Consider the following 17,660-nt stretch of genomic DNA (forward strand, 5'->3'; position numbering starts at 1 on the left):
GTGAACACCTGTCTCACGCGCCTGCTTCGCCGTCCCAGTAGTCGAGATCGTTCTCCGCGCGCCCGATGAAGCGGAAGCGCCCGACGTCATGATTTGTCTTGGCGAGGAATTTTTGGGAATCCGGGTATTCGACGATCTCCGTCTTCGCCATCGTGGAGATGCCGAGATAGATCAGCGTCGTGCTGCCGGTATTGAGGATCTGGTGTGCCGTTTCCTTCCCGCCGGCAGGTGCGCCGAGCGTGTCGCCTTTCCTGATGGGGTAACGTTCGCTTCCAAAACGGTATTCGCCTGTCCCTTCGATTACGAAGAACAGCTCATCCTCGACATGGTGATTGTGGAACGGACAGCTCGATTTGCCGGGCGGCACCTCGTTGTAGCTGATCCCGAGATTGGAAAGGCCAAGCAGGCGGCCGAAGGATGTGTCGGCGCCCTCGTAGAGCGCGCCCTGTTGCCACCGCTCCAGTGTCAGGTCGGCAATATTGAGAACCGGTTTGATGTCCCGTGGCATGTCTTTTCCCCTTTTGCAGGGACGAACAGACCATCAATTCGGGATGGTTTTCAATAGGCGTCAGTAGAATTGTCGGGGGGGGCGGCGCAGCGATCTGCGCCGCCCTGCGCCGATCAGTCGGTATAGAAGGTAATGCTGCCATCGGCCGCCTGTTCGGCATTGATGACGTTGCGGACATTGATTCCGTCATTGCCGAGCTTGCGCGTCAGCATCTTGTTGGCGTCGATCGATGCCTGAATCTGGCGCACTTCCTGGGCCGAGCGTGGCGGAGCGGAGCGCGGACCATATGCTTCGGGGCTTGCGTCGTGCCAGTTGTAGAAATGCTTTACGTTGAAGTCGTTACCCCGGAAATTGCGGAGCGTCTGTTCGATGCCCGATGGGCTGTTCATGCCAAAGCTTTCCGCACGGCTGACGCCGGCAAGCGCGAGGGAGGAGAACGCGGAAACGATGGCGATTGTGGCAACGCGGTTCATGATGGTATCCTTTCATCTGCTATGACGGTCGGCTGTCGTGCAGGGGATCGTCAGCGTTACGCTTGTTGAGTTGGGTCGGCCGCAGCGTGGAATCAAGAGCTAAACACCTGAAATAACATTACAAATTGTTCATAACGATTGCCTTCGATTTGCCGTTTTCAAGGTGCTTGCGAGGGTGCATGGCAAACGGCCGGCGTATATTTCCGCTATCCTCTTGCAGAGATTTCCGGCCATGATCCGAATTTGCTTGCCATTCATCGAAAGGCATGTTTTGACCGCGGCCTGCCAAATGGCAAAGTCCTCAGAAACCGAAGGTGATGCATGGCGCGAGATAACGCTCCCCATATTTTGATCGTCGAAGCCCGCTTCTACGACGACATGGCCGACGCTCTTCTGGAAGGGGCAACCTTTGCGCTCAAGGAAGCCGGCGCGAGCTACGATGTCGTCACCGTTGCAGGAGCTCTGGAGATTCCGCCGGCGATTGCCATGGCGCTTGACGGCGCCGACAATGGCGGCACGCAATATGACGGCTATGTCGCTCTCGGCATGGTCATCCGCGGCGAGACCTACCACTTCGACATCGTGTCGAACGAATCCTCCCGCGCATTGATGGATCTCGCCGTCAGCGAATCCCTTGCCATCGGCAACGGCATCCTGACGGTCGAAAACGATGAGCAGGCTTGGGCACGCGCCCGCCGCTCGGACAAAGACAAGGGCGGCTTTGCCGCTCGCGCAGCTCTCACGATGATCGAGCTGAAGAAGAAACTGGGTGCATACGAATGACTAGTGAAAATCCGGAGCGTCAGGTAAAGGCGGCAAACCAGCGCGGCGCTGCGCGTCTGGCTGCTGTTCAGGCGCTCTACCAGATGGATATCGGCGGCACCGGTGTTCTGGAAATCGTCGCCGAATATGAGGCTCACCGCCTCGGTCAAGAAATCGACGGCGAGACCTATCTCAAGGCCGATGCCGCGTGGTTCCGTTCCATCGTTTCCGGCGTGGTGCGCGAGCAGCTTCGTCTGGATCCTTTGATCGCCTCTGCCCTGCAGGACGACTGGGCGTTGTCGCGCCTCGACAGCACCGTGCGCGCGATCCTGCGCGCCGGCGTTTTCGAACTTCTCGACCGCAAAGACGTGCCGGTGGCCGTGATCGTTACGGAATATGTCGAGATCGCCCAGGCTTTCTTCGAGGATGACGAGCCGAAGCTCGTCAATGCCGTGCTCGACCGCATCGCCAAACAGCTGCGCGGCGAAACGAAGAAGTAAGCCTTCCGTCCACTATCGGACCATTTCGCGCTTTACGCTGCACTGCAAGGGTTTTCGTCCCTTGCGGTCTTGACGTCGTGTTTCCCACCCCGCAATCTCCGCACGCAAAGCTAGAGCGTTTCTGTGGAGAGAAGACGATTCGGCTGCGTTCGTGGCCGGAGGGAGGAGTGCTCCGGCACTTTTGGAGGAAAGAGCGAAATGATAATTCTTTTATGCGTAATTGCATGCGGTCTGCTCTCGGTGGTTTATGCCATCTGGGCAACCCGCTCGGTGCTGGCGGCCGATCAGGGAAACAGCCGCATGCAGGAAATCGCGGGGTATATCCGTGAAGGCGCGCAGGCCTATCTCATGCGCCAGTACAAGACGATTGCGATCGTCGGCATCGTTGTTTTCATCGCAGCCTGGCTGCTTCTCTCCGGCATGGCCGCCATCGGCTTTCTGATCGGCGCCGTGCTTTCCGGTGCCGCCGGCTTTATCGGCATGCACGTCTCCGTTCGCGCCAACGTCCGCACGGCGCAGGCCGCATCGCACAGCCTCTCGGCCGGCCTCGATATCGCCTTCAAATCCGGTGCCATCACCGGCATGCTCGTCGCCGGTTTGGCACTGCTCGGCGTATCCATCTATTATTTCATCCTGACCGGCCTGCTCGGCCATGAAAGCGGTTCGCGCGAAGTCATCGATGCGCTTGTCGCGCTCGGCTTCGGTGCCTCGCTGATCTCGATCTTCGCTCGTCTGGGCGGCGGCATCTTCACCAAGGGTGCCGATGTCGGCGGGGATCTCGTCGGCAAGGTCGAGGCAGGCATTCCGGAAGACGACCCGCGCAACCCGGCGACGATCGCAGATAATGTCGGCGACAACGTCGGCGACTGCGCCGGCATGGCCGCCGACCTTTTCGAGACCTATGCCGTTTCCGTTGTCGCAACCATGGTTCTTGCCTCAATCTTCTTTGCCGGGGCACCGATCCTGCAGTCGGCGATGGTCTATCCGCTGGCAATCTGCGGCGCCTGCATCCTCACCTCGATCGTCGGTACCTTTTTCGTCAAGCTTGGAACCAACGGCTCGATCATGGGCGCACTCTATAAGGGCCTTATCGTCACCGGCCTCCTGTCGATCGTCGGCCTAGGCGCTGCAACATCGTTGACGGTGGGCTGGGGGTCGCTCGGACAGGCCGGCGGTGTGGATGTTACCGGTACCAATCTCTTCTTCTGCGGCCTCGTCGGCCTCTTGGTAACGGCGCTCATTGTCGTCATCACCGAATATTATACCGGCACCAACAAACGCCCGGTCAATTCGATCGCCCAGGCATCCGTGACCGGCCACGGCACCAACGTCATCCAGGGCCTTGCGGTCTCGCTGGAATCGACGGCGCTGCCTGCGATCGTCATCGTCGCCGGTATTATCGGCACCTACCAGCTCGCCGGCCTCTTCGGCACCGGCATCGCCGTCACCGCCATGCTCGGCCTTGCCGGTATGATCGTTGCGCTCGATGCCTTCGGTCCCGTGACCGACAACGCCGGCGGCATTGCCGAAATGTCCCATCTGCCGCCGGAAGTCCGCAAGTCGACGGACGCGCTCGACGCCGTCGGCAATACGACGAAAGCCGTGACAAAAGGCTACGCGATCGGCTCTGCCGGACTCGGCGCGCTGGTGCTTTTTGCGGCCTATTCCTATGACCTCAAATACTTTGCGGCAAATGGCGACAAGTTTCCCTACTTCGCAGGCATAGGGGAGATTTCATTCGATCTCTCCAACCCCTACGTGGTGGCCGGATTGATCTTCGGTGGGCTCATTCCCTACCTCTTCGGCGGTATCGCCATGACGGCCGTCGGCCGCGCCGCCGGCGCAATCGTCGAGGAAGTGCGCCGTCAGTTCAAGGAAAAGCCGGGCATCATGCAGGGCACGGAAAAGCCGGACTACGGCAAGGCCGTCGACCTTCTGACCAAGGCCGCAATCCGCGAGATGATCATCCCCTCGCTATTGCCGGTCCTGGCTCCGATCGTCGTTTATTTCGGTGTTCTGCTGGCCTCCGGCTCCAAGGCCTCGGCCTTCGCCGCACTCGGCGCATCGCTCCTCGGCGTCATTATCAACGGCCTGTTCGTCGCCATCTCGATGACGTCGGGCGGCGGTGCATGGGACAACGCGAAGAAGTCCTTCGAGGACGGCTTCGTCGACAAGGACGGCGTCCGCCACATGAAGGGCTCGGACGCACACAAGGCCTCCGTCACCGGCGATACGGTCGGCGATCCTTACAAGGACACCGCAGGTCCAGCCGTCAATCCGGCGATCAAGATCACCAATATCGTCGCCTTGCTCCTCTTGGCGGTCTTGGCCTGATCGAAGAAGAAACCCGCCGGAGCGATCCGGCGGGATTCTTTGTTGGGTCGGATATTTATCGGATACTTGCAGGATTCTGCGGATTGCCTGAAGGCGTTCCGAACAGGCTCTTTGCTGCACCGCCCGCGCCGCCTGCCAGAACCTGCTGCAGGAAGGTCAGTTCGCGGCCGCCGGTCGGGGTCACGCGCGAAATCGTATCGAAGACCCTGCCGTCCTGGAGCGTGTAATTCGCGCGGCGCGTGACGACGCCGTCCTTATCGAAGTAGATCGCAAGCACGCTCTGGTCGACGACCTTCAGTTTCTGGAAGGCGACGGAACGCGTGCGCTTCTGCGAGATGTAATAGAAGACCTCGGTGTCGAACGTTGCCGTCGTCGAAGGCGTGCCGAGCGACAGAAGCACCTGTTCGCGGCTCGAGCCTTCCGGAACGAGATTGAGGGATTGCTCGTCGACGATATAGCCGCCGTTAAGCACTGTTCCCGTTTGGCAACCTGTGAGGCCTGCTGAGGCAATCATGATGGCGATGGCTGCGCTGCTGAAGAATCTTATGTCAGACTTGAAATACCGTTTCTTCAACGACATCTACTCCCTTGAGGTCTCGATAGGCAGCTTTCCGGCCCTGCAATCACCGCTGATGCAAAACCTTTGTGGCCTTTCCGGGGTCGAATACTCCCAATTCCCCGAGATCGAGCCGACAAGGGCGCTGTCCCGAAAGTGGCCACCTTCGGCATTGCAATTCGCGCCTGCTTCGGTAAACCAGCTTTCGAAATCATGCAACACGGCCCACGCAACTCCGCGTGAAGAACGAGGCTTTTCCGGAAGAAACAATGATCTTCGGGCTCTTTCGCAAGAAAAACAACAATCAGGCGATCGTCGAACGGCAGTATTCGGTACTGACTGCCGCAGCCCGTATGCCGGAATTCTACGAGACCATGCATGTTCCGGACACCGTGATGGGCCGTTTCGAGATGCTGTCGCTGGTGATGATCCTCTTCTTCCGCCGCACACGCTCCTGCGAAACCAGCGGACAGGAGATTGCCCAGGAGATCGTCGATGCCTTCTTTGAGGATATCGACCATTCGATCCGCGAACTCGGCATCAGCGACAACGGGGTGCCGAAACGCATGAAGAAGCTTGCCGGCATGTTCTACGGACGTCTCGAGTCCTATTCGGCGGCAATCGATAGCGGCGACCGCGCGGCCCTTGCCGCAGCCCTTAACCGCAATATCCATCCGCAAGCCGCCGACGCTTACGACATGACGGCGCTTGCCAACTGGATGTTTGACGCCGAAGCCGATCTGTCGGCCCAGTCCGAGGAGCGGATCGCCACCGGCTCGGCGACGCTGCCACAGGCAGCGTAAGGAGGACGCCATGAAACATCGCAACGACGACATTGCATTTTCTTACCTCGTCAAGGTCGGCCATATCTCCGCAAACCCTGTCGAAGTGCACCTCAAAGCAGACGAGAAGGAGCGGAAAGCGCTTGCCGAACGCTGGGATGTACTGTCCGTCGACGATCTGCGCGCGGACCTGCAGATCAATCGCTGGAAGAAGGATGGCGTCCGCGTGAAGGGCAGGGTGCAGGCAAAGATCGTTCAGGCCTGCGTGGTGACGCTCGACCCGGTACCTGCCGATATCGACGAGCAGTTCGAGCAGATCTACGTGCCCGAGAATTCGAAACTCGCGCGGCACCCGGCCAATGATGCCGGCGAAATGGTTCTCGATCCCGACGGGCCGGACCTGCCTGAAACCTTCTTTGGCGACACGATCGACGCGGGAGAAGTGGTGATGGAATTCGCCGCGCTGGCGATCGATCCCTATCCCCGCAAGAAGGGTGTCGAGTTCTCCGGCCATATCGAAGATACGGGGGAAAACGATAAGAAGCCTTCTGCCTTTGCGGTACTCAAGGATTGGCAGAAGGACTGAACACCCGTGGGGTATTTGACACAATTCAGTTGTAAGCGATAGGAAAACCGGTATTTTGGCCGAAATTTTCGCTCCCCTCAGGCGAAAGAAAAGGATCAGGGACGCGTGATCAGAATATCTCTCGACCTCATGGGTGGCGACTTTGGTCCCCAGGTTGTCATCCCCGGTGCCGCGAAAGCATTGGAAAGGCATCCGGATATCTCCTTCGTCTTTTTTGGACTGAAAGAGCAGTGCGATCCGGTTCTCGCCAAGTTTCCGAAGGTGAGGGAAAAGTCCGTCTTCCACGATTGCGAACTTGCCGTTCGCATGGACGAGAAGCCCAGTCAGGCGCTGCGCCGCGGCCGATATATTTCCACCATGTGGCGCTCGATCGAGGCCGTGAAGACGGGCGACGCTGATGTCGCCGTTTCCGCGGGCAACACCGGCGCTCTGATGGCCATGGCAAAGTTCTGTCTGCGCACGATGGCCAATATCGAGCGCCCGGCGATTGCGGCCATTTGGCCGACGCTGCGGGGCGAGAGCATCGTTCTCGATGTTGGCGCGACGATCGGCGCTGATTCTCAGCAGCTGATGGACTTCGCCCTGATGGGCGGCGCCATGGCGCGCGCCCTCTTCGAACTCGAACGGCCGACGATCGGCCTGCTGAACGTCGGCGTCGAAGAGATGAAAGGCCAGGAAGAAGTCAAGGAAGCAGGCCGGCTGCTTCGCGAGGCCAATATCGATTCGCTCGAATATTCCGGTTTCGTCGAAGGCGACGACATCGGGAAAGGCACCGTCGATGTCGTCGTGACCGAAGGCTTTTCGGGCAATATCGCCTTGAAGGCGGCAGAAGGTACGGCAAAACAGATCGCCGCATACCTGCGTGCCGCGATGTCCCGCACGCTGCTTGCCAGGATCGGCTATCTCTTTGCCAAGAGCGCCTTCGACATGCTTCGCGAAAAGATGGACCCGAGCAAGGTCAATGGCGGCGTATTCCTTGGTCTCAACGGCATCGTCATCAAGAGCCATGGCGGTGCCAATGCAGACGGCATCGCTGCTGCCATCGAGGTCGGCTATGATATGGCCAAGAATGGCCTCAATCAGAAAATAGAAAACGATCTCAAGAAATATCATGCCAAGCGGTTACCCCCGATGGGGCCGGAAGCCGCATGAGCAACGAGGTTTAACCAGAATGATCCGTTCAGTGGTTCGCGGGTTCGGAGCCGCACTTCCGAAACGCGTAATGACCAATCGCGAGATGGAAGATGTCGTCGATACGTCTGACGAGTGGATCGTCCAACGCACCGGCATCCGCCAGCGACATATCGCAAGCGATGACGAGACCACGTCTTCGCTCGGCGAGCGGGCCGCGCGTGCGGCGCTCGACAAGGCAGGGATGACGCCTGCCGATATCGATCTCATCATCTGCGCCACCTCGACGCCGGACAACACTTTCCCGGCGACGGCGGTCAATATCCAGAACCGTCTCGGCATGCACCACGGCTTCGCCTTCGACGTTCAGGCGGTCTGCACCGGCTTCGTCTATGCCGTGACGACGGCCGACGCCTATATCCGTGGCGGCCTCGCCAGGCGTGCCCTCGTGATCGGTGCGGAAACCTTCTCGCGCATCCTCGACTGGAACGACCGCACCACCTGCGTGCTTTTCGGCGACGGCGCCGGCGCGATCGTGATCGAGGCTGCCGAAGGTGAGGGTACGACAGCCGATCGCGGCATCCTGACGGCGCATCTTCGCTCCGATGGCTCGCACAAGGAGAAACTCTTCGTCGATGGCGGCCCGTCCACCACCGGCACCGTCGGCAAGCTGCGCATGGAAGGCCGCGAGGTCTTCAAATATGCCGTCGGCATGATCACCGACGTGATCCAGGCCGCCTTCGATTCGACGGGTACGACCGCCGAAGATCTCGACTGGCTTGTGCCGCACCAGGCGAACCGCCGCATCATCGACGGCTCCGCCAAGAAGCTGCATATTGCCCCCGAGAAAGTCGTCATCACTGTCGACCTGCACGGCAACACCTCAGCCGCCTCGATCCCGCTCGCACTTGCCACTGCAGCAGGCGATGGCCGCATCAAGAAAGGCGATCTGGTGATGCTGGAGGCGATGGGCGGCGGCTTCACCTGGGGTGCTTTGCTGCTGCGCTGGTGACGGCGAAGAATCGCAAAAAACTGGCGACGAACAAGAGCTTGACCGTAAGGCGCAAGACAAATAGTCTTTGCTCGCTTTTAAAAAATATTTTGTAGAATTGGCGGGGAGACCATGACCGGAAAGACAGTGACGCGAGCAGACCTGGCGGAATCGGTTTTCCGGAAGGTCGGTCTCTCCAGGACCGAATCCGCCGAACTCGTCGAGACCGTGCTCGACGAAATCTGCAACGCCATCGTCCGTGGCGAAACCGTCAAGCTTTCCTCCTTCGCCACCTTCCAGGTCCGCGATAAGAACGAGCGCATCGGCCGCAACCCCAAGACGGGCGAAGAAGTGCCGATCTCGCCCCGCCGGGTGATGACCTTCAAGGCTTCGAACGTCCTGAAGACCCGTATTCTCAAGGCGCACACCCTGCGCAAGGTCAAGCAGAAGCCCGCAAATCCGGCCATGTAAGGGTGCAATGGGATAAGTTGAATATCTGTCCCTGAATGCTGCCTCCTGATCATTTTTCTCCAACCGCGCTTCCGGCTTGTGGGCTATGCGAAGACATGACTTGAATTCAACGCCGCAAACCGTTGAAATATGATGAGTCGCGGTTTGGACCGCCCCGGTGATCGCGTAGGGAGTACGACCTTGGACAAGAGCCCCGATGCCTTCCGAACAATCAGTGAAGTCGCTGACGACCTCGATCTGCCGCAACACGTTCTGCGTTTCTGGGAAACGCGCTTTCCGCAGATAAAGCCAATGAAGAGGGGCGGCGGGCGCCGCTATTACCGGCCGGAAGACGTGGATCTGCTGAAGGGCATCCGCCATCTCCTTTACGACCATGGCTATACGATCAAGGGCGTTCAGAAGCTCCTGAAGACAAACGGCAACAAGTTCGTCGTCGCTGTCGCGCAAGGCGATCTCGCCAGCGTCGAGGCGCTTGCGGCGGGCGGCAGGGACAGCGCTCCGGGTGAACCGCGCGTCGGCATTGCGGAGGAAGATCAGCTGGTCGGCCGCGCAAAGCCGCCGATTACCCGCCGCTTCTTCAATTTCGTCGCCGGCGACGACGATCAGTCTGAAGTCTCGATCGGCAAGTCGAGCGTCAGCAAGGAGGACAGGGCGCTTCTGCAGGAGGCGCTCTACGATCTTCTGGAATGCAAGCGCCTTCTCGATCAGGTGCGCTAAAAATCCTTGCGCCCTGGGAATGCGGTCCGTGAGCAGGTACTGGACGGTGATCACCAGATCGGCCTGACGTCGGCCAATTCCCAGGCGGCATCGTCGACGTCGATTGCCTCTCCCGTGGAAAATGTCGCCGGAAGCAGCGTCTTTCCGACGGGAGGGCAGGCGAATCCGGCGCTACCAGCGGTCGTGCTCGCCATGCGGCTGGCGGAACAGCTGCCGCGTCATGCGCCGGGAAGTCTATTCATCGCCGGCTCTGGATCAAACATTGAGAAGGCTTCCTGAGGATGGAAAGCCTGTGCTGTCTGCTGCTCTGGGAGGGACATGGGCGCGAAGCTGTGAGCTTCGCGCCTGATCTGGTCATTCGAGGATTTGAATGACGCGGTGCGTCTGAGGTTCGACGATCACTCTGCGATTGTTGACGACGGTATAAGCATAACCGTCCATATCCGGGACCTCGTGGATTTCGACGGTCTCCGGAAGCATCGTTCCGACGACGACATCGCCCTCATAGACGACAGAAGGTACCTGCTGCTCCATCACATAGGTGCGAACTTCGCCCGGCAAGACGATGGCGCCGGTGGGTGCAGGGTCGACGATTACCGTACTCTGTGCGAAGGCGGCAGAGCAGACCGTCAGTGTTACGGCGGCCGTAGCCAGCATGGTCTTGCGCATAGGACAAATCTCCTTTTCCTACCCAGCCTTGATGAAAAAACGCCCCCATGGGTCCGTTGTTCCGGAAAAGGTCACAGCCGCCTGCTGCTTCGGCGCTGACGTGGCACCGATCTTGGCAAAGCCGCCGGCATCTGTTTAGAGAGGATCGCACGAAAGGACTCGTGCTGAGAACCGCCAGAAAAACGGGAGAGACAATCCTGATCTCCGTCCGCCTTTCTGCTTACTAAGCCCCATTTCACAAGGAATTCCCCTGTGTCCTCTTTCAATGTACCCGGCAAAGCCTACGATGCATTCCTCTTCGACATGGACGGCACGCTGCTTAACTCCATAGCGGTCGTCGAGCGCATCTGGGGCGATTGGGCAAAGGATCACGGCCTCGAGCCGGAAGTGTTCCTGAAGACGATACACGGCGTCCGTGCCAGCGACACCATCCGTCAACTGGCACTTCCCGGTGTGGATCCGGTGCTTGAAGCGAAAAAACTCCTGATCGAGGAAATGGAAGACGTCGACGGTATCGTGCAGATCCCCGGCGCAATCCGCTTTCTGAACGGCATTTCCGCCGACAGATGGGCGATCGTCACCTCCGCCCCATTTGAACTCGCCAAGCGACGCATGGCCGCCGCCGGCATCCCGATGCCGAAGGTCATCGTCACCGGCGAGGAAGTCCAGGCAGGCAAGCCCAGCCCGGAATGCTACCTGCTCGGCGCCAGCCGCCTGGGTGTCGATCCGAAACGCTGCTTGGTCTTCGAAGACGCGGTTGCGGGCATACTTGCAGGAGAAGGTGCAGGAGCCGATGTCACCGTCATTACCGCGACACATGCCACGCCCTTCGAAACACCGCATTTCTCGATTGCGGACTACGAGGCATGGACCGTGAAGAAAATCGGCGGCATCGGAATCGGAATCGTCGGAGCCTAAGTGGCACATCGGCTTTTTGCGCGGAGTACGGCTTTTTCCGCTTGCATTGGGCGACACGAAAAACTAAACGAAACAAGCTGTTTCGGCAGGTCGAGGCGTAGCGCAACCAGGTAGCGCACTTGACTGGATCAAGGGGCGCTGGTTCGATATAAGGATCAGCGAAATTGTTGAGGCCTACCGAATGACGCATATGACGGAATGTAGCGCAGTCTGGTAGCGCACTTGACTGGGGGTCAAGGGGTCGTCGGTTCAAATCCGGCCATTCCGAGATTTTTACTCGTTAATTCAACGAGTTATCTTTGGGCATCCGAAAGGCGGCTGGTGGGGCAAGCGTCCGACTGGCCGCTATTTCTATCTGGAACAGTTACTTCGAGAGCTCGTCATGGAGCGGAGCCGGAAGAAACCGGCCGCTCGCGAAAGCGTGATGAGCTGTTATCATGAACCGCCGTTTTTCCCGGAACAAGCCCGTCTTCTTAGGGTTAGCCTGCCGTCACCCACGCAACACTGGAGGACGTTATGCGTATGAAACTTTTAGCAGCATCCATTCTGGCCCTCGGCATGGCAACATCGGCTTCCTATGCCCAGAGCCAAGGCGCTCCGGCCAGCTCAACGAATTCGCCCCCATCGGTGCAGGAAGGGGAAGACTATCCTTTCGGCAACAATAGCAATGCGCCTGCTGCGGTTGATCCCAATGTAACCGGCAGCACGACCATGACACGGGGAGGCTCCATGGAAAGCAATTGCTCTGCGTACGACAAGGCGCGGACCTCTCCTGGCCGCGGCGACGACCAGACCGCCATGGCAGAACTATGCGGTAACAAGTAACCGATGTGCTTCCAAGGAAAGGCCGGTGTCGCACCGGCCTTTCCTTTTGCTTGTGTCCACTCAATCAGCGCTGTCGACCACATCACGCCGTCTTACGAGCTTGAGGCTTCTGTCCGGTTGAATGATGTAGGTTTCCTCCACCCATCGGCCGGTCGGGTCGATAAATTGATGGGGCAGAACAGAGCCGGGCGGCGATTTGCTAAGCCGCACCGGTGGCTGGCCTCCATATGTGATGCTTCCGCGTATCGGCTCAATTCCTTCGGAGCTGCTGGTGCAGCCGGATAACACCAGTGCAGCTATCAAAATCGTCGGTCGAATTCCCATTACTGTTGGCCTTCAAATGTTTTGCCGTGTAACGGAGGAACGTTCCGTGTCGCGCGCCTCTGGCGCACGAAGTAAATGGTGCTCTGTTTTATGCAGGAAAGCGTAAGCTCGACTGGCATGCAAAAAAAGCACGCAGAACCCCAGTCAGGGGGCCGGCACAAGCGCAGGCGCGCCGGAAACCCAGCCTGCGACCCCGAGACATTTGTTCCAGTTGCCAAGCCGGAAATCGGCGCGCATATTATCTATATCGTCGGCCATGGATGGGCGGCTGGCGAATGATGCAGTTGTGCTTTCGCCCTCATGTGAAGTGCGGCTCGATGCTCGATACACCTTTTCATCCCCGTGATCTGCCGCTCTTTTCGGAAGACCTAGATGTGATTTCCGGAGTGTTGGATGTCGTTTGCAAGGCGAGGGGACTAAGCCGCAACACGCCCGAAGCCGAGCACCTCGGCGCGCTGATCATCCAGCTCTATCGCCAGGGTGCCAAGGACAGCACGAAACTCGCCGCCCTTGCGAAGGCCTATCTCTAGCCCTCACTTTTCCTCGACGGAAATGCCGTTCTGGCCGATGCGAAGTTCGATGCCATCGGGCTTGCGTTCCTCATTGAAAATATAGGCGCCAAGGCCGACAATGACGACGACCAAGGCGCCGACGACGAAATAGAGAACATTGTTGCGGTTCAAGATGTTTTCCCCAACGTTTTGATATCGAAGGAAAAACGCGTGAACATCCCTTTGGTTCCTTGTGCGGGCCACACTCAGTCGTCGTTGGTGGCGTTGAGGTTTTCGGGGCGGATGCCGTCGTCGCTTGACGTGCGCGCCCGCAGACGCACACCGGGGCCGCCCTCGTCCTGATTGCCGCTTGCGATAAAGATCACGCCGGCTGCTTCCAGCGCGTGCTTGGCGGCAAGGAATGCGCCGGGCTCGCCCATTCCGTCGCCGTCTTCGAGTGCCTCTATAGCTTCCGGCGTCAGGCCGGACGCAGCGGCAAGCTCATCGATGCTCATCCCGGTCATGGCGCGCGCGCCGCGTATCTGCATTCCTGTGATCATGCTTGGAAGTTTAGCGCGAATGCCGCCGTTCTCAAGTACTCAGGCCGCGCTATGGCCGGGGAAACTCTGCCGGTGGCGATGTTCGAGCGCGGCGCACCCCCAGACGATGCCGAAGAGAAGATAGACATGCCGCCAATGGTCGATGTCGATCACGTTGCCGATGACCGCGTGGCCGATGATGCAGATCCAGGCGATCATCAGATAAGGCTGCCAGGGCCGATCCCTGAGGAGGTTCTTGAGGCCGAGGTAAAGCGTCCACACGAGGAGCGACACGTAGGAGACGAAGCCGAGCCAGCCATAGGTCGTCAGCGTCTTCAGCCAGATATTGTGCTCGTCTTCCGGAAAGATGGTGCCGAACACCATCGGGCCGAGACCGAGCGGCCTTTCCATCATCATCTGAAAGCCGATGCGGTGGCGGTCGAAACGGCCGAGATATTCGCCGTCATATTCCTGGACGAGCTGTGCGCGGGTGCTGAACAAATCGCTGACCTGCGGGAATTGAAGCGCGATCAGAAGGGCTGCGACCATCAAAACGATCGCCAGAAGCGAGAGGATGAGGATGCGCAGCCGGAAAGCGCCGCTTCGCTCCTTCAGGAGCATCAGGAAGATGAGCAGCACCACACCGAGCAGGAAGAGGCCCCAGGCGGCGCGCGAGAAGGACAGGAATACGCCGAGCGCAACGATCAGCAGCGCGGCGGCGCGCAACGGCGAGGTCTTCAGGTCGCGCGTCAATATGCCGTGGATGAGATAGAGGGACGGTACGACGAGGAACGGTCCGAAGACGTTCGGATCCTGGAATGCGCCCTTCGCGCGGTCGTAGAGCGTGAAGACCTCGGCGCCGGGAAAGGCATGGAAATATCCAAGTATACCGAGCAACGAGGTGATGACGGCTGCAAAGACCCAGGCATTGAAGATCAGCGGCAGCCGCTTGGCGCTGTCTTCGATGATGGCCGCATAGAAGACCGAGGTCAGGGCAAGGAAGGTCGAGACCGCGACATACATCGGCCCGCCGGTCATGTCCTTCATTTGCGTCAGTGAAAGCATGCCGCCGACATTGAAGGTCAGGAGCAGGGTCAGAAGCATCGCGGTGAAGCGCGAGATTCGGAGGCCGAGGATGAACCAGATGCCGACGAGCCCCGCCATCCACAGTTCGTAAGGCGCAGGCTCATTGATGACGAAGCCAGCGAGGAAGACGCCGAAGGCAACCATCGCCGAGCCGATGAAGCGCAGTGCGGCGCGCTGCGGTTGGGCGACGTGGGAATATGCCGCCTCGATCGCGCTCAATAGGCGTTTTCCGTGTTGAGCAACCGCACCGGCGTCAGGAACAGTATCTTGAGATCGAACCAGAGCGACCAGTTCTCGATATAGTAGAGGTCGTAGGCGGTGCGGAACTTGATCTTGTCGTCATTGTCGATCTCGCCGCGCCAGCCGTTGATCTGCGCCCAGCCGGTCACGCCGGGCTTCACGCGGTGACGGGCGAAATAGCCTTCCACGATGTCGCCCCAGGCGCGATCTTTGGTCTGCGCCAGGACTGCATGCGGCCGGGGGCCGACGAGCGAGAGATCGCCTTTCAGCACATTGAACAGTTGCGGCAATTCATCGATCGAGGACTTGCGGATGAAGCGGCCGACCGGCGTCACGCGCGGATCGCCCTTGGTCACTACGACCTTGGCGTTGTGATCGCTCATGTTGGTGTACATCGAACGGAACTTGAAGACGTTGATGACCTCATTGTTGAAGCCGTGCCGCTTCTGCATGAAGAAGACTGGACCCTTGGACGTCAGCTTGATTGCAATGGCCGTCAGGATCATCACCGGCCAGAGCAAAGCAAGCGCAAGCGATGCGAAGAAGATGTCGAAGCCGCGTTTGGCGACAGAGTCCCAATCGCGGATCGGCTTCTTGAAAATGTCGAGCATCGGCACGGAGCCGATATGCGAATAGGCACGCGGCCGGAACCGCAGGCGGTTGGCATGTGCCGCAAGGCGGATATCGACCGGCAGGATCCAAAGTTTTTTGAGAAGCTGCAGGATGCGCGCCTCGGCGCTGAGCGGCAGCGCGATAATCAGCATGTCGATCCGGGTCAGCCGTACGAATTCGACCAGTTCGGCAACGGTGCCGAGCTTCGGATAGCCGGCGACCATGACCGGCGAGCGCTTCTCGCCCCGGTCGTCGAAGATGCCGCATATGCGGATGTCGTTGTCTGCCTGCTGCTCGAGAACGCGGATCAGATCCTTGGCAGGTTCGCCGCCGCCGACGATCACGGCGCGGCGCTCCATGACGCCGTTGCGCGCCCAGTTGCGGATGCCGTAGGCGACCAGGAAGCGTGAGCCGAGCAGGAAGATTGAGGCAAGCGAGAACCAGGCGACATGCAGGTTTATCTCTGCCCATGCGAGATCGCGGAAGAGCGAAAAGATCACTTCCGTTACGGCAAAGGCAGCCGCCCAGGCGCCGAAGATGCGCGGCAGCAGGCGAATGCGGGCCCGCAGCGCCGGAATGGAATAGGTATCCGAAAGCTGCAGCGCCATGACGCCCAACGCCGCCGCGGCGGCTGCTATGCCCGCCCGCGCGCCAAGGCTTTCGCTGCCGTCTCCAGGCCAGATCAGGAAGGCGAGCAGCCCGATTGCGAATTGCGAGACGAATTCGAAGAGGCGCAGCTGGCCGATGACCATCGACGGGGAACGCGTTCCCTCGCGGAACTGTTCGGCAATCTGCCGGGCATAGGCGTTGATCTCTCCCGGGGTTTCCTTCCCGCCACCGTCTGCGCTGGCAGCGGAAACCCGCTTGCGCAGGGCTTCCACGTCGAACTGATCGCTCTTTTCTGCTTTGTTCATAAGGCTTCAGCCGCTCGTTGTTTCAAACGGCATTAGCAGAAAGGCCCTAAGAAAGATTTACGGATGCCTCATAGGTTTCGGAGGCTGAAGACCCCTCCGCGAGCGCGTGGTACAGTTTCAGGACATCTCTTGCCATTACGGAAGAGGAAAAAACGGACTTCACCGAGTCGATCGAAGGCATCACGGCATTATGCCAGCCGGGTGTCGTCAGCGCGTCGGCCATGACGCGGGCTAGGTCATCCGCGTTGTCGGGCGCGACGAGGGCAGGGCTGCTCCTGCCGAGCACTTCCGGAATGCCGCCGACGCGGCTGGCGATGACCGTCTTTCCGGCGCCGAGCCCTTCGAGGATGATGTAGGGCATTGCTTCGGCGCGGGATGGCACCACCAGGTTCTGCGCCATCGCGAAGGCTTCCTGCACACGCATCGGCGGCAGCATGCCGATACGCTTGCCGAGGCCGCGCTCGACCATCATGTCGCGGTATTTCTCCCGGTCCGGCCCGTCGCCGATCATCAGCGCGGAAAGAGGGCGACCAATCAGCCGCTCGGTCTTGGCAAATGCATCCACAAACAGATCGGGACCTTTAAGGTCCCGGAGCATGCCGACATAGATGAAATGTACGGCATCGGATCGTGTGGGAATGATCTGGAAATCCCGCTCCCCGATCCCGTTGTAGATCAGCCGCGTCATGGGTCTCGGCCGGCCCACTTTCTGCGCATAGGTGTCGCGCTCGTATTCGCAGATGAAGACGAGGGCATCAGTGAAATATTCCTGCAACCGCTCCATCCGCAGGACGAACTGTCCGGTGAGCGACGAGCGGGAATAGTGCAGGCTTCCGCCGTGGGCGGTATAGAGGCGGGCTACGCGATACCTGTTCACCCGCAAGGCTGAGCCGACAAGGCGCGCGAGCACGCCGCCCTTGGCGCCGTGTCCGTGCAGCACGTCCGGCCGCAAACTTTTGATTTTCTTGTATGTCTCCCATATCACGCCGATATCGGAAAGCGCCACGGAACGCCGGATCGGTATGCGCGTCAGCCCGAGCGAGAGAAAGGGACGGATATCGTCGAAAAGCCGGTCCTCGTGCTCGCCGCCGGTGGAGCTGTCGCAGAGGATGCCGATCTCATGCCCGGCCGTGCTGTGTTCTTCCACCAGATCGCGGACATGGCGAAATATCCCGCCGACGGGCGATCTGAAACAATGGAGTATGCGGAGGGGGCGCTGTTCTGCCATCAG

22 protein-coding genes, 1 tRNA gene and 1 pseudogene are annotated in these 17,660 nt (G+C 59.5%); 14 read left to right on the top strand and 10 right to left on the bottom strand.

What is annotated here, in order from left to right:
* Nucleotides 1–13 precede the first annotated feature (13 nt).
* A complete protein-coding gene (locus tag QA644_RS05200) occupies nucleotides 14–508 on the bottom strand; it encodes a cupin domain-containing protein (RefSeq protein ID WP_074067320.1) in 495 nt (164 codons plus the stop codon).
* A gap of 113 nt (nucleotides 509–621) precedes the next feature.
* The gene (locus QA644_RS05205) at nucleotides 622–981 is read right to left on the bottom strand and encodes a hypothetical protein (protein WP_283071367.1); all 360 of its coding nucleotides are present in this window, start codon (nucleotides 979–981) and stop codon (nucleotides 622–624) included.
* A 321-nt stretch (nucleotides 982–1,302) separates the two neighbouring features.
* Between QA644_RS05205 and ribH the strand changes: the two genes are divergently transcribed.
* From ribH to QA644_RS05220, 3 genes are all read left to right on the top strand, one after another.
* On the top strand, nucleotides 1,303–1,764 hold the full coding sequence (ribH, locus tag QA644_RS05210) for a 6,7-dimethyl-8-ribityllumazine synthase (protein WP_074067324.1): 462 nt from the start codon (nucleotides 1,303–1,305) through the stop codon (nucleotides 1,762–1,764).
* Complete coding sequence (gene nusB, locus QA644_RS05215; protein ID WP_239599342.1) at nucleotides 1,761–2,243, top strand: transcription antitermination factor NusB; 483 nt, start codon at nucleotides 1,761–1,763, stop codon at nucleotides 2,241–2,243. The genes ribH and nusB overlap by 4 nt, the downstream gene beginning before the upstream one ends.
* A 198-nt stretch (nucleotides 2,244–2,441) precedes the next feature.
* Entirely contained in the window at nucleotides 2,442–4,577 is a 2,136-nt protein-coding gene (locus QA644_RS05220; protein ID WP_283071369.1) for a sodium-translocating pyrophosphatase, read from the top strand.
* 55 nt (nucleotides 4,578–4,632) lie between these two features.
* Here the strand turns inward: QA644_RS05220 and QA644_RS05225 are convergent, their stop codons facing one another.
* Entirely contained in the window at nucleotides 4,633–5,157 is a 525-nt protein-coding gene (locus tag QA644_RS05225; protein ID WP_074067331.1) for an outer membrane protein assembly factor BamE, read from the bottom strand.
* A gap of 189 nt (nucleotides 5,158–5,346) precedes the next feature.
* Between QA644_RS05225 and QA644_RS05230 the strand changes: the two are divergent.
* The 7 genes and pseudogenes from QA644_RS05230 to QA644_RS05260 all read left to right on the top strand — a co-directional run bounded on the left by QA644_RS05230 (nucleotide 5,347) and on the right by QA644_RS05260 (nucleotide 10,090).
* A pseudogene (locus QA644_RS05230) lies at nucleotides 5,347–5,936 on the top strand (ubiquinol-cytochrome C chaperone family protein).
* Nucleotides 5,937–5,946: 10 nt separating this feature from the next.
* Complete coding sequence (locus tag QA644_RS05235; protein WP_194729379.1) at nucleotides 5,947–6,501, top strand: DUF177 domain-containing protein; 555 nt, start codon at nucleotides 5,947–5,949, stop codon at nucleotides 6,499–6,501.
* 105 nt (nucleotides 6,502–6,606) lie between these two features.
* Nucleotides 6,607–7,653, top strand: a complete 1,047-nt coding sequence (plsX, locus tag QA644_RS05240; protein WP_039844515.1) for a phosphate acyltransferase PlsX — start codon at nucleotides 6,607–6,609, stop codon at nucleotides 7,651–7,653.
* Between the two features lie 19 nt (nucleotides 7,654–7,672).
* Complete coding sequence (locus QA644_RS05245) at nucleotides 7,673–8,644, top strand: beta-ketoacyl-ACP synthase III (RefSeq protein WP_194729380.1); 972 nt, start codon at nucleotides 7,673–7,675, stop codon at nucleotides 8,642–8,644.
* A 111-nt stretch (nucleotides 8,645–8,755) separates the two neighbouring features.
* Nucleotides 8,756–9,094, top strand: a complete 339-nt coding sequence (locus QA644_RS05250) for an integration host factor subunit alpha (protein WP_022714764.1) — start codon at nucleotides 8,756–8,758, stop codon at nucleotides 9,092–9,094.
* Nucleotides 9,095–9,226: 132 nt separating this feature from the next.
* Nucleotides 9,227–9,811, top strand: a complete 585-nt coding sequence (locus QA644_RS05255; protein WP_074067345.1) for a MerR family transcriptional regulator — start codon at nucleotides 9,227–9,229, stop codon at nucleotides 9,809–9,811.
* A 6-nt stretch (nucleotides 9,812–9,817) separates the two neighbouring features.
* A complete protein-coding gene (locus tag QA644_RS05260; RefSeq protein ID WP_283071371.1) occupies nucleotides 9,818–10,090 on the top strand; it encodes a hypothetical protein in 273 nt (90 codons plus the stop codon).
* 75 nt (nucleotides 10,091–10,165) lie between these two features.
* Here QA644_RS05260 and QA644_RS05265 read toward each other — a convergent pair whose 3' ends face one another.
* Complete coding sequence (locus QA644_RS05265) at nucleotides 10,166–10,480, bottom strand: DUF1236 domain-containing protein (protein WP_239599338.1); 315 nt, start codon at nucleotides 10,478–10,480, stop codon at nucleotides 10,166–10,168.
* Between the two features lie 303 nt (nucleotides 10,481–10,783).
* Between QA644_RS05265 and QA644_RS05270 the strand changes: the two genes are divergently transcribed.
* From QA644_RS05270 to QA644_RS05280, 3 genes are all read left to right on the top strand, one after another.
* The gene (locus tag QA644_RS05270) at nucleotides 10,784–11,398 is read left to right on the top strand and encodes an HAD-IA family hydrolase (RefSeq protein ID WP_283072455.1); all 615 of its coding nucleotides are present in this window, start codon (nucleotides 10,784–10,786) and stop codon (nucleotides 11,396–11,398) included.
* A 194-nt stretch (nucleotides 11,399–11,592) separates the two neighbouring features.
* Nucleotides 11,593–11,666 (top strand) — tRNA-Pro (locus QA644_RS05275).
* Nucleotides 11,667–11,914: 248 nt separating this feature from the next.
* Nucleotides 11,915–12,223 carry a hypothetical protein gene (locus tag QA644_RS05280; RefSeq protein ID WP_239599337.1) on the top strand — a complete coding sequence of 103 codons (309 nt, stop codon included), beginning with the start codon at nucleotides 11,915–11,917 and terminating at the stop codon, nucleotides 12,221–12,223.
* Between the two features lie 60 nt (nucleotides 12,224–12,283).
* Here QA644_RS05280 and QA644_RS05285 read toward each other — a convergent pair whose 3' ends face one another.
* The gene (locus QA644_RS05285) at nucleotides 12,284–12,547 is read right to left on the bottom strand and encodes a hypothetical protein (RefSeq protein WP_283071372.1); all 264 of its coding nucleotides are present in this window, start codon (nucleotides 12,545–12,547) and stop codon (nucleotides 12,284–12,286) included.
* Nucleotides 12,548–12,864: 317 nt separating this feature from the next.
* Here QA644_RS05285 and QA644_RS05290 point away from each other — a divergent pair, with 317 nt between their 5' ends.
* Entirely contained in the window at nucleotides 12,865–13,077 is a 213-nt protein-coding gene (locus QA644_RS05290) for a hypothetical protein (protein ID WP_039844526.1), read from the top strand.
* A gap of 3 nt (nucleotides 13,078–13,080) precedes the next feature.
* On the opposite strand, the gene QA644_RS05295 is transcribed toward QA644_RS05290, so the two are convergent.
* The 5 genes from QA644_RS05295 to QA644_RS05315 all read right to left on the bottom strand — a co-directional run bounded on the left by QA644_RS05295 (nucleotide 13,081) and on the right by QA644_RS05315 (nucleotide 17,657).
* On the bottom strand, nucleotides 13,081–13,230 hold the full coding sequence (locus tag QA644_RS05295; protein WP_283071374.1) for a hypothetical protein: 150 nt from the start codon (nucleotides 13,228–13,230) through the stop codon (nucleotides 13,081–13,083).
* Nucleotides 13,231–13,304: 74 nt separating this feature from the next.
* Nucleotides 13,305–13,598: a transcriptional regulator gene (locus QA644_RS05300; RefSeq protein WP_039844528.1), complete on the bottom strand. Its 294-nt coding sequence runs from the start codon at nucleotides 13,596–13,598 to the stop codon at nucleotides 13,305–13,307.
* A gap of 39 nt (nucleotides 13,599–13,637) precedes the next feature.
* The gene (locus QA644_RS05305) at nucleotides 13,638–14,882 is read right to left on the bottom strand and encodes an O-antigen ligase family protein (RefSeq protein WP_194729383.1); all 1,245 of its coding nucleotides are present in this window, start codon (nucleotides 14,880–14,882) and stop codon (nucleotides 13,638–13,640) included.
* Complete coding sequence (locus QA644_RS05310; protein WP_283071376.1) at nucleotides 14,879–16,429, bottom strand: undecaprenyl-phosphate glucose phosphotransferase; 1,551 nt, start codon at nucleotides 16,427–16,429, stop codon at nucleotides 14,879–14,881. The genes QA644_RS05305 and QA644_RS05310 overlap by 4 nt, the downstream gene beginning before the upstream one ends.
* 46 nt (nucleotides 16,430–16,475) lie before the next feature.
* Nucleotides 16,476–17,657 carry a glycosyltransferase gene (locus tag QA644_RS05315; RefSeq protein WP_074067359.1) on the bottom strand — a complete coding sequence of 394 codons (1,182 nt, stop codon included), beginning with the start codon at nucleotides 17,655–17,657 and terminating at the stop codon, nucleotides 16,476–16,478.
* Nucleotides 17,658–17,660: the final 3 nt, after the last annotated feature.

The sequence above is a fragment of the Rhizobium sp. CC1099 genome (assembly GCF_029714385.1).
Lineage (GTDB): Bacteria > Pseudomonadota > Alphaproteobacteria > Rhizobiales > Rhizobiaceae > Rhizobium.